This is a genomic window from Alloalcanivorax marinus (assembly GCF_016785095.1).
GTDB classification, from domain to species: Bacteria; Pseudomonadota; Gammaproteobacteria; order Pseudomonadales; family Alcanivoracaceae; genus Alloalcanivorax; species Alloalcanivorax marinus_A.
The window spans coordinates 267,728-277,262 of record NZ_JAEKJB010000006.1; the positions used below are offsets into that span (position 1 = coordinate 267,728).

12 protein-coding genes are annotated in these 9,535 nt (G+C 64.6%); 6 read left to right on the plus strand and 6 right to left on the minus strand.

Features of this window, described 5'->3' with window-relative positions:
- Positions 1-611 precede the first annotated feature (611 nt).
- Positions 612-1,277, minus strand: coding sequence for a hypothetical protein (locus JF515_RS06885; protein WP_203102390.1), 666 nt, complete (start codon positions 1,275-1,277; stop codon positions 612-614).
- Positions 1,278-1,602: 325 nt separating this feature from the next.
- Positions 1,603-2,322, minus strand: coding sequence for a transposase (locus JF515_RS06890; protein WP_203102401.1), 720 nt, complete (start codon positions 2,320-2,322; stop codon positions 1,603-1,605).
- A gap of 341 nt (positions 2,323-2,663) precedes the next feature.
- Here JF515_RS06890 and JF515_RS06895 point away from each other — a divergent pair, with 341 nt between their 5' ends.
- From JF515_RS06895 to JF515_RS06920, 6 genes are all read left to right on the plus strand, one after another.
- Positions 2,664-3,644 carry an Rpn family recombination-promoting nuclease/putative transposase gene (locus JF515_RS06895; protein ID WP_203102403.1) on the plus strand — a complete coding sequence of 327 codons (981 nt, stop codon included), beginning with the start codon at positions 2,664-2,666 and terminating at the stop codon, positions 3,642-3,644.
- A gap of 151 nt (positions 3,645-3,795) precedes the next feature.
- Positions 3,796-4,497, plus strand: a complete 702-nt coding sequence (locus JF515_RS06900) for an NUDIX hydrolase (protein WP_203102405.1) — start codon at positions 3,796-3,798, stop codon at positions 4,495-4,497.
- 165 nt (positions 4,498-4,662) lie between these two features.
- On the plus strand, positions 4,663-4,914 hold the full coding sequence (locus JF515_RS06905) for a type II toxin-antitoxin system RelE/ParE family toxin (protein ID WP_203102407.1): 252 nt from the start codon (positions 4,663-4,665) through the stop codon (positions 4,912-4,914).
- Positions 4,907-5,212: a helix-turn-helix domain-containing protein gene (locus tag JF515_RS06910; RefSeq protein WP_203102409.1), complete on the plus strand. Its 306-nt coding sequence runs from the start codon at positions 4,907-4,909 to the stop codon at positions 5,210-5,212. The genes JF515_RS06905 and JF515_RS06910 overlap by 8 nt, the downstream gene beginning before the upstream one ends.
- 185 nt (positions 5,213-5,397) lie before the next feature.
- On the plus strand, positions 5,398-5,667 hold the full coding sequence (locus JF515_RS06915; protein WP_203102411.1) for a helix-turn-helix domain-containing protein: 270 nt from the start codon (positions 5,398-5,400) through the stop codon (positions 5,665-5,667).
- Between the two features lie 108 nt (positions 5,668-5,775).
- Positions 5,776-6,138 carry a helix-turn-helix domain-containing protein gene (locus JF515_RS06920; RefSeq protein ID WP_203102413.1) on the plus strand — a complete coding sequence of 121 codons (363 nt, stop codon included), beginning with the start codon at positions 5,776-5,778 and terminating at the stop codon, positions 6,136-6,138.
- 104 nt (positions 6,139-6,242) lie between these two features.
- Here JF515_RS06920 and JF515_RS06925 read toward each other — a convergent pair whose 3' ends face one another.
- The 4 genes from JF515_RS06925 to JF515_RS06940 form a co-directional block, all read right to left on the minus strand.
- Positions 6,243-6,818: a hypothetical protein gene (locus tag JF515_RS06925; RefSeq protein WP_238400905.1), complete on the minus strand. Its 576-nt coding sequence runs from the start codon at positions 6,816-6,818 to the stop codon at positions 6,243-6,245.
- Positions 6,819-7,092: 274 nt separating this feature from the next.
- Positions 7,093-7,428 (minus strand): DUF3325 family protein, encoded by a 336-nt coding sequence (locus JF515_RS06930; protein WP_203102416.1) that lies wholly within the window; start codon positions 7,426-7,428, stop codon positions 7,093-7,095.
- Positions 7,425-9,029, minus strand: coding sequence for a PepSY-associated TM helix domain-containing protein (locus JF515_RS06935; protein ID WP_203102417.1), 1,605 nt, complete (start codon positions 9,027-9,029; stop codon positions 7,425-7,427). Before JF515_RS06935 ends, JF515_RS06930 begins: the two co-directional genes overlap by 4 nt.
- Positions 9,026-9,325: a DUF3649 domain-containing protein gene (locus JF515_RS06940; RefSeq protein WP_203102418.1), complete on the minus strand. Its 300-nt coding sequence runs from the start codon at positions 9,323-9,325 to the stop codon at positions 9,026-9,028. The genes JF515_RS06935 and JF515_RS06940 overlap by 4 nt, the downstream gene beginning before the upstream one ends.
- Positions 9,326-9,535: the final 210 nt, after the last annotated feature.

The following is a 9,535-nucleotide window of genomic DNA, read 5'->3' on the forward strand; positions in this document are numbered from 1 at the left end:
CATCACTGTTTGTTGTTCTCGGCTGACCCGATGTTCCGCCGGGCCGGAGAGGTCTCGCTGGAGGGGCGGGTCACTCGGGCGCCGCTCTTTGAGCGGCGCCCGGGCCCGCTTTGCTTCTTCCCCCCACTTGGGTTGGCAACGCAGTCGATTTGCTTTTTTTGTATCTCCAACCCTAATCCGAAACGATTTGTGTATGGAGACTTTTTCTCTGAAAAGTGAGTTTGAAAAAAATGAAAGGTTGAACATGAACGGGGCTGTTTTTTCCATAAAATCAGCAACTTACAGAGATTATATAATCGGAATTCTGATGATGACTGGTATCAAAAATCTGATAAACGGTATATTGGGGACAGAAAATAACAGGCACTTTTTTGTGTTTTGGGGGTGTTGGAGGGGGAGCGGGTCGAGACTATGGAGGGAAAGGTAACATTATTTGTTAAAATATATATATCTGTCCCCTTTAAAATGATGCGTATTGCTTCGCGATTATTTTTTATACTACAGCCCCGTGTTTTATTAAACAAAATTCCATCTCTGGACATTATCTGAAACATTGCCGGCGGGCGGCGCGTTCCCGGCCTGGTTGGCGGGCCGGGAACGCGTGCCTGGTGTCAGTACACCGTCAGGTAGTCCACATCGCCTTGCAGTTGCAGGGCGCCGTTCAGGCTGCAGCCTTGCGGGTCATCCGTGCCGTTCTCGTAGAGATCTCCGGTCAGGTTGAAGGTGTCGTAGTTGTCGTAGCTCACGCCGTGGGCGTGGATGTCGGAAATGCCCGCCAGCGGCACATCCAGGGTGCCGATGTTCCCGGTGATGGGGCCCGGCCACGGCACGCCATCGTCGTTGCCGAAGTTGTCGTGGGTACCGCTGTCGGCCAGGTACCAGGGCAGGCCCTCCAAGTCCGCCAGGATGCACAGGAAACCCCCGGAGAGGTTGGCCTCGTTCACCTTGATGCCGATGCGCCAGTCGTCCTGGTCATCCTGGAACTTCTTCACCTGGGCATCCAGGGAGATCGAGCAGTTCAACGTCTGGCTGGGGCATTCGAGGGTGCCGCTGCCGGCGAACTCGAAGTCGTCGCCGTTGGCGTCGCCGTGCCACTCGTCGGCGTGGCCGCCGTTGAAGTGGTAGACGTTGCCGTTGTACTCATGCTCCACGCAGGGCACCGAGAGCCCGGTCGGGCAGGCGCCACTGTCCCAGCTTGCCTGGGTCAGGGGAGAGAGCATCAGCAGGGCGCCGCCGAGGGCACCGGTGATCAGGCTGTTCCGTTTGAGCGTATGCATGGTCGTTCTCCTTGTGATTTCTTGTACTTTCCTCACGGGCCGGCGGGGGCCGGCGACTCCCACGCTAGTTTCTGGTGCGTTCGTACCACAATGAAAAGGCGGTGCGGGTTTGTTGTTCTCGCCGGGGCTGTCGTACAGGAATTCGCTGGGGGGTTGGAGCGGGAGGGCCATGGGGCTCATCTTGTGCGTCGTTAAATTTGTTCTTGTGCGGTTTTTTTGTGGGAGATTCCCGGGCGGTTGTCCTTGCCGGGACCGTGAATCCGCCCGCGCCCCTGGCTCGGGCTGTAGGAGCGACTTTCCGTCGCGACTGAAGAGGTGTGCGCGCCTAGCCGGGATTCCCATGCCGCGGCGTCAGGCGCCGTCGCTTGCGGGGCCGGCCCGGGCCCCGGTTGATGTACAGCACGCCATAGCGCAGGTAGACCTCCTTCACGAAGCGCGGCGAGCCGGTTAGCCGGTTGCGGCGTACGGCGGTGGCGATGGCCCGTGCCTCGCGGTGGTCCTGGCCTTCCTTGAGGTAGCGACGGTAGGCCGCCGCGCGCTCCTCGATGGTGTCGCCCAGGCGCCCGTATTCCGGCGGGTCGTGCAGGGTGTAGTGGTCGGTCTTGCCAAGGCGGGTGCGGTAACTGGAGTGCGGGTAATGGTAGGCGGCCACGGCCAGGCCGTGATCAATGGGCAGGCGCTCGATGAAGCACATGGTCGCCAGCACCCACTGGCCCGGTTCCACCGGGCTGGCGTGGTAACGGCGGCGCCACGGTGACGGCGCCCGGTAGCGCTCGCGGTGGCGCAGCGCCAGGCGGCACGACAGCGCCTTCATGAACACCGACAAATCCCGTGCCCGCGCCGGTGGCGTGGCCAGCACATGGAGCCGGTCCGGCAGCAGGCACCAGGCGTGGATGGCGATGCCGTGCTCGGCCGCTAGCTCGAGCAGCAGCCGGGCGCCATGCACATAGTCGGTATGTTCCCGGAATACCCGCTCGCCAGCACGCGCCAGGCGCAGAAGGTGGTGCGCGTGCTCCGCCAGTACCAGTCGTTCCCTTGCTTTCATGGCCGCCTCCTTGCCCGCGCTCCGCGTGAACCCCTGGCTACCATGGTCCCCGGCCCGGCCGCCATTCGCGAGGGTGAAGTGGGGGGAAAAGCTTTTATCGTTCAAGTGGCACGGAAGTACCGGTCTTAGTGACTGAATCCGGGCGGGTTTATCAATGCCTCGGCGGCGCCTTGCCGGCGCGGCCCGGTACCGTCCGCGATAGGGTCCGCCCCCAATGGAAACGGATTGTCGGTTCCTGTCTATGCCGATCTCCGCTTTGGCTTACAGCCGTTGTCCGCGCCGGAGGACAGACAGCCCCATCCGTCGCGGCCAGGCTGGGGGCCGCCATCGACGAGGTGCCCATGGACGAGCACGACACCACCTACAAGCTGCTTTTTTCTCACCAGCGGATGATCGAGGAACTGTTGGTCGGCTTCCTGCCCGAACCCTGGGTCGCCGCGCTGGATCTGGCCTCCCTGGAAAAAATGAACGGCAGCTACGTCACCGATAACCTGCGCGGGCGGCACGGCGACGCGGTCTGGCGGGTGCGCTGGGGCGGGGACTGGCTCTACGTGTACCTGCTGCTGGAGTTTCAGTCCTCGGTGGATCGCTTCATGGCGCTGCGCATCATGGTTTATACCGGGCTGCTCCATCAGGATCTGGTTCGGCGCGGCGAACTCGGCCCCGACCGCAAATTACCGGCGGTGTTGCCGGTGGTGCTCTATAACGGCGAGCGCCGCTGGCGGGCGCCCACCGAGGTCGGCGCCCTGATTCAGGCGCCGCCGGACGGGCTGGCGCGCTACCAGCCCGAACAGGCGTTTCTGCTGATTGACGAAGGCGCCTACAGCGCCAACCCCCGACAGCCGGTCAACAACCTGGTGGCCGCCCTGTTCCGGCTGGAACACCACCGTTCCTCCGACGAGGTGGCCGGTCTTCTTGAACTTTTGGTAAAGTGGCTATCGGGTCCGGAACAGGCCGATTTGCGCCGATCTTACCTGGAATGGCTGCGCCGCCGGCTGCCACGCTGGTTCCCCGGCGAAACCTTCCCCGAGATGCACGATCTGCAGGAGGCGTACGAAATGATCACCAACCGGTTCGAGGAGTGGAAAGAACGCCAGCGCCTGGCCGGCGTGGAGCAGGGCGTCGCGCAAGGCATTGAGCAAGGCATTGAGCGGGGCCGCCTGGAAGGCGAGCGCAAGCTGGTTCTGCGCCTGATGCAACATCGCTTCGGCGACCTCCCCGCCGCGTATCGTCTGCGCCTGCAAAGCGCCTCCCAGGCCGAACTGGAAGACCTGGCCGACCGCGTTCTGGACGCCGCCTCCCTGGACGATCTGTTCCAATAGCGGCGGAGGTCCCGGCTCCGCCGGTTGCGGATGGTGTGGGAGCGGCTGAAAGCGCTCCTACGAAATCAGGATGGCGGTGTTCTCGAGTGGATGATTCCGCCGGCTCGGGTTATGGTCGAAGGCGAAGTCCGGTTTCGAGAATAATAACGCCATGCAACCACGCCCCGCCTCCACCCTGGCCCTGCTCCGCGATTCCGACCATGGCCCGCAGGTTCTGCTGCTGCAGCGCACCCACCAGGCCGTGTTCATGCCTGGATATTACGTTTTCCCCGGTGGGGCGGTGGACCACCATGACCTGAGTGTCACCGGCGACGGCGCCGGGCTGGCGGAGATCGCCGCCAATGCCATGCTGGGTGTGGAAGCGGGCGGCCTGGGTTATTTGGTGGCGGCCGTGCGTGAGTGCTTCGAGGAGGCCGGCCTGCTGCTGGCCCGGGACGGGCAGGGCGCCTGGGTGGATGCCGCCCACCCGGTGCTGGCCGCCCGCCACGTGGTGGCCCGGGGAGAAGCGAGCCTGGCGCTGCTATGCCAGGAATACGGGCTGGATTTGTGCCTGGACCGGATCGCCTATCTGGATCACTGGGTCACGCCGCCGGGCCCGCCGCGTCGCTTTGACACCCGCTTCTTCGTGGCCGAGGCGCCGCCCGGCCAGGTGCCCCTGCACGACGGCCAGGAAACCATCGACCATTGCTGGCTCACTCCCCGCCAGGCCCTCGCCGACCGCCGCTCCGGTCGACGCCGCTTCGCCACCCCCACCACCGCGGTACTGCGGCGCCTGGCGGACTACGGCTCGGTACAAGCCGCCCTCGCCGACGGCGCCCCGGCCCCGGACTCCGCGCCGCTTACGAATCCCTGACATCCCCGCCTTGTTCCGCCTACACATCTTGGTGCGGAATTCCTACGTTGACCTCCGATATTGCCCACTGACCCGCAGGCCCGCTCTGGCCATGCTTTCGGTTGAACGAATGTATTCGTGTATATAGCACTAAGTGGTATGGGTGGGTAAAATGTGAGAATATTCATGAACCGGTCGTTCGCTCGCTGGGCGTCGCGTGAGCGTATTTCCAGTGCCGCCTTGATTCAGGCGGTTACTGAGATGGAAGCGGGCCTGATTGATGCTCGTCTTGGTGCCGGCCTCTATAAAAAGCGGATCGGTTTGCCGGGCCGGGCCGGGGCAAGCGGGGAGGCGCACGAGTTACTGACTTATAGCCCGGCGCGTATTGGGATGGCGCTCAGACATGGAGCTATTATCGAGGTGGAAAACGATGGCTAAGGGCATTTTGGGTGCGGTGCATGACACCGCTCACGATCTTTCCAAAGCTGGTGTGATGGATGCCGTCACATTGCGTGAATTCGATGCAATGTGCCTTCCGGAGATCCGGCCTTTCCGCGCCGCTGATATTCGCCGTATCCGTCGACGGTATAAGGTTAGCCAGGCGGTGTTCGCGGCCTACCTCAACACGTCGCTCTCCACGGTGCAGAAATGGGAGCGCGGTGACAAAAACCCTAACGGAATTTCGCTGAAGCTGCTCAACCTGGTGGATAGCAAAGGGCTTGAAGTCCTGCTGTAGCTGGTCATGCCTACATATCTTGTGGTGGATTTCCTACAGGGATTGCGGTGAATCACTGATTTTTTGCCGTTGGCATGCCGGTCACGATGGATGCGTGATACGCAAGTCGACGCCGGCCCGGCCCGGCAGTGAGGACGCCGATGTCGGAGGACACTACCCCTTATTGGCCAAGCCCGCGGAGGCCCATGGATACCTGGGTGGACCGCTTGCTGGAGCATAGCCGCGCGGAACTGGCCAGGTTGCCGCTGGAGACGCCCGTGGATGGCACCCATGTGACCGCGGTGATGCGTCTGACCGGCCTGGACCGGTTTCGCATGGCGCGGTTGCTGGGCGTGGACCCGATGACCCTGGACCGCTGGGAGCGGGGCATGGGTGTGCCGGGGGGCGCGGCCCGTACTCTGCTGTTGATCGGTTTGAGCTTCCCGGAGACCTTGCGCATTTTCGCTGACCCTTGATCTGGCATTCGCCTGTTGATCCGCGTTCCGGATAGAGCGAACCTTTGCGCCAGTGCAAAGCGCGTAATGCGAATGCGACAACGGGAATGGGACAACGGAGAGCGGATCATGGATATCGGTGCGGGGTTAAAGCGTCAACGGTTGGCGCAGGGCGCCACCTTGCAGCAGGTGGCGGAGCGGGCGGGCACGGACGCGGGCAACTTGTCACGGGTGGAGCGCAATGCCCAGGACATCAGTTTCCGGCGTTTGTGCCGGCTGTGTTCGGCGCTGGAGGTGCGGGTGGTGGATTTTCTGCGCCAGGTGGAGCAGTGGGAAGGCATTGAGATGGGGCCGATGCCCGGCGATGGCGTGTCGCGCCGGTTGAGCAGCATGGTGCGGCAGTTCGGCGCGGTGTCGCGGCGCGACCAATTGTTGTTGATTGGCCTGGCGCGAAGCATGCGGCGGCAAACCCGGGCGGCGGATCACGATTGAAGGTGACGGTGGCCCGGGTGCGGGGCGGGTGATTATCGCGGCTGAAGCCGCTCCTACAAGGGTTCCCGGTTGTAGGAGCGGCTTCAGCCGCGATCCTCGCGCCGCTAGGAGCGCGTGGACAGCATGGCGATGGCGGCCAGGGCTTCCGGGTCGTGGTCCTTCAGCCGGTTGGCGATGCCGTGTTGGAAGAAGTAGCGGAAGTCCGGTTCGTCCTGTGCCGCGCACAGGCAGTGGTCGCCGGGCAATACCGGTGTCTGGGTGACCGCCTCCTCGTCGGCCACCATGGCTTTGGTGGTGCCGTCGGCGTACAGCCGCCAGCTCACCACCTCGGTGAGGCTGAGGGTTTCGAACTGATCCTCGGAGAACACGGCGTGGGTGCCGATGGTATCCGGGATCTCCTGAATCGGCCCGCCGCCGCCGGGCCGGCCAAAGAATTCCACCGCCGCGTCCAGTTCCCGGACTTTGTGCGGCGGTGCGTCGCGGAACAGATAATCGCTGTCGGGCAGCCGGTAGCCCTCCCAGCGCCCGTTGAGCGGGTCCGCCAGATCGGTGGCGGTGACCAGCTCCTTGAGCCAGGGCACCACGGCCACGGTGTCGCCGTCGTCGCGCCGTGCCCAGGCGAGGATTTTGATGGAAAACAAGGTGTCCGGGTGTTGATCGTTGGCATAGAGGAGCTCCATGCCGTCGTACTCCGGTGAGAGTCGCAGGATCGGCGGAAGCGATGCCCGCCGTCGGGGGGTAAACGGCAATACATTATTGCCGCGAGGGTCACGCCGGTTTGCCATAAGCGCCTCCGCGCAAGCCGACCAAGGAACTGCGGAATAACTGATACGTAGACGCTCGCTGCCGGCGTGCTCACGCATGAGTTATTCCGACGTTCCAAATTCACACTAGACGCTCGGCGGAGGCGGCGCAAGCGTTGTTTGCGGGGGGCACGTTATAACCCGCGCGTGGCTAGCCGGGCATTAATCCGAATACCGCGGCGATCACCGGCAACCCTAGCGCCAGCCGCGCGGCCAGCCGTGGCCGGTACGGCAGCAGGAACACCAGCGGCAGCCCGGCGAAGGCGACCATGCCAAAGGCCATCCACAGCGCCAGGCCGGTGGGCCAGACCATCAGGCAGCCAGCGGTCATGGTCGCCAGCAGCGCCCAGCCCAACACCCGAAAGCCGCGTAGCCGGGCCTCGGAGGCCTTGCTGCCGAGCATGGCTTCGTGGTGGCGCTTCATGGCCAAAGCCAGGGCGGTGAGCCCGGCGTAGCCCAGGGTCCAGGTCAGCGGCAGCAGGGTCACGGCGTGTCTCCGGTGGCGGCGCGGCGGGGCCGGGCGGCCCGGGCCGGTTTGCGCGCCGGGGTGTGGCCGGCCACCCGCCAGAAGGCGTAGCCGGCCCCGGCCGCCATGCCCAGGCAGACCAGGTCGAAGGCGGCCAGGGCGCCGTGGCGCCAGGCAATGGCGCTGAACAGGTGGCTGTCGGTGGTGGCCAGATCGATCACCGGCACCGCCAGCCAGAGCGCCGCCAGGGCGGCCAGTTGCTCCAGCCAGCCGCGCCGGTGCGGACGCCACAGGGCGTGGATCAGGGTGGCCAGCCAGGCCAGCAGGAAGGCGCGGATTTCCCAGCTCTCGCGGCCTTCCAGGGCCGCCGGCAGCAGCCGGTTGGCGGCGAAGTAGACCGCCATGGCGGCCAGCAGGCCGGTGATCGACGCCATGTTCAAACCGTTCACCAGGCGCAGGTTGAAGCCTGGCGCCTTGCCGCGCAGTTGCTGGGTGCGTTTGGCCACCCACAGCAACATGCCGGTGCAGGCCATGGCACTGCCCACCACGCCGAACACGAAGAACAGCCAGCGCGTGGCCGGGTCGGCGAAGCGTGCCAGGTGCAGGTTCACGAACAGGTTGTAGATGCGCACGGCGACGCCGTCGCTGGGGTGGGTGCCCGGGTCCGTTTTCAGCAAGCGACCGCTGACGCCGTCGAAACTGAGGGACGGGGCGCCACCCCGGCGACGGTCGGTGATCGTTGCTTCCTTGGCGGTGGAGACGCGGATCAGCGCGTTGTCCCGGTTGGGCCACTCCACCTCGATGTAGCGCACCGGCTGTCCGAAGGTGGCTTCGGCGCGCGCCACCAGGGGCTGGATGTCGTCGATCATGGCGGCCGGGGCCCCGGCGCCGGTGGTCTGCTCCTCGCGGGGAAACACCTCCGCGAAAAAGCCGCGCCAGCCGTCCTCGTAGGCGGCGTTGATGCCCCAGGGCATCAGCATGATCATGAAAATCAGCAGGCCGGAATAGGTGATCATGAAGTGGAAGGGCAGGGCCAGCACGGCGGTGGCGTTGTGGGCGTCCAGCCAGGAGCGCTGGCCCTTGCCCGGGCGGAAGGTGAAGAAATCCTTGAAGATCTTTTTGTGGGTGATCACGCCGCTGACGATGGCCACCAGCATGAACATGGTGGCGACGCACACCAGCCAGCGCGACCAGATACGCGGCACGCCGTACAGCTCGAAGTGGAAGCGGTACAGGAAGTCGCCGCCACGGCTGGCGCGGGGCTCCAGAATCTCGCCGGTGGAGGCGTCCATTTCCGCTCGTTCGCCGCGCCGGCGCCGGTTTTCCTGGGCCTCCGGGGTGTCGGGTTGCCAACGCAGTTCCACCACCGGATGGCGCTCGTCGGGCAGGCCGATGAGCCAGTTGCGGGCGTTGGGGGCGGTCGTGTTGAGTTGCTCCCAGGCAAGCCGGGGCGCGGCTTCGGAGGCCACCGACTGGTGCAGCTCCGGTGCCATCCAGAAGGAAATTTCATCGCGGAAATAGGCGCTGGTACCGGTGATGAAAATGGCCACCAGCAGCCAGCCCAGCAGCAGGCCGCTCCAGGTGTGCAGCCAGGCCATGGATTGTCGCAGGCTGGCTTTCATGCCGGGCCTCCCAGCCATACCAGGGCGGCGCCCACCAGGGTTGGCACGAGGATGCCCACCCAGGCGCGCAGCGCGCTGCGGGTGGAAAAGGCGAACAGCACGGCCACGGTGTAAATCAGGAAGGAGAGCAGGGTGCCGGTAAGCACCGCGTCCATCCGTGCCACCGGCAGCCACAGAGCGAGCGCGGCGGTGCTCACCGCCGCCAGGGCGTAGCCACCGAATACCGCCGCCAGCGCGCGCGACGCCACGCCCAGACGCGGCGAGGCGGCCAGTTGCTGTAAAGAAAGTCTGGACATGGAATCCCGAAGTCCGAGGAAAATAAGAATCGTTATTATCCGCATATGGGAAAGGGATGCAATCCGCCGATACGTTCTTTACCCGCCCGGCCGCTCCTTGTGTCTCTCCGCAGGGAGATGATTAGCTACCATCCCCTGTCAGCCCGGTGGCAACCCGAGTCGCTCCTGAGGTCCTTGAACCTGTGCCGTAGATCGGACCACCGGGCTGTT

Excerpts from the sequence above, each read along its gene's own strand:
- JF515_RS06925 (WP_238400905.1), bottom strand. The coding sequence starts at position 6,818 with ATGGAGCTCCTCTATGCCAACGATCAACACCCGGACACCTTGTTTTCC.
- JF515_RS06915 (WP_203102411.1), top strand. The coding sequence starts at position 5,398 with ATGGATACCTGGGTGGACCGCTTGCTGGAGCATAGCCGCGCGGAACTG.
- JF515_RS06900 (WP_203102405.1), top strand. The coding sequence starts at position 3,796 with ATGCAACCACGCCCCGCCTCCACCCTGGCCCTGCTCCGCGATTCCGAC.
- JF515_RS06910 (WP_203102409.1), top strand. The coding sequence starts at position 4,907 with ATGGCTAAGGGCATTTTGGGTGCGGTGCATGACACCGCTCACGATCTT.
- JF515_RS06890 (WP_203102401.1), bottom strand. The coding sequence starts at position 2,322 with ATGAAAGCAAGGGAACGACTGGTACTGGCGGAGCACGCGCACCACCTT.
- JF515_RS06935 (WP_203102417.1), bottom strand. The coding sequence starts at position 9,029 with ATGAAAGCCAGCCTGCGACAATCCATGGCCTGGCTGCACACCTGGAGC.
- JF515_RS06895 (WP_203102403.1), top strand. The coding sequence starts at position 2,664 with ATGGACGAGCACGACACCACCTACAAGCTGCTTTTTTCTCACCAGCGG.
- JF515_RS06940 (WP_203102418.1), bottom strand. The coding sequence starts at position 9,325 with ATGTCCAGACTTTCTTTACAGCAACTGGCCGCCTCGCCGCGTCTGGGC.
- JF515_RS06920 (WP_203102413.1), top strand. The coding sequence starts at position 5,776 with ATGGATATCGGTGCGGGGTTAAAGCGTCAACGGTTGGCGCAGGGCGCC.
- JF515_RS06885 (WP_203102390.1), bottom strand. The coding sequence starts at position 1,277 with ATGCATACGCTCAAACGGAACAGCCTGATCACCGGTGCCCTCGGCGGC.
- JF515_RS06905 (WP_203102407.1), top strand. The coding sequence starts at position 4,663 with ATGAACCGGTCGTTCGCTCGCTGGGCGTCGCGTGAGCGTATTTCCAGT.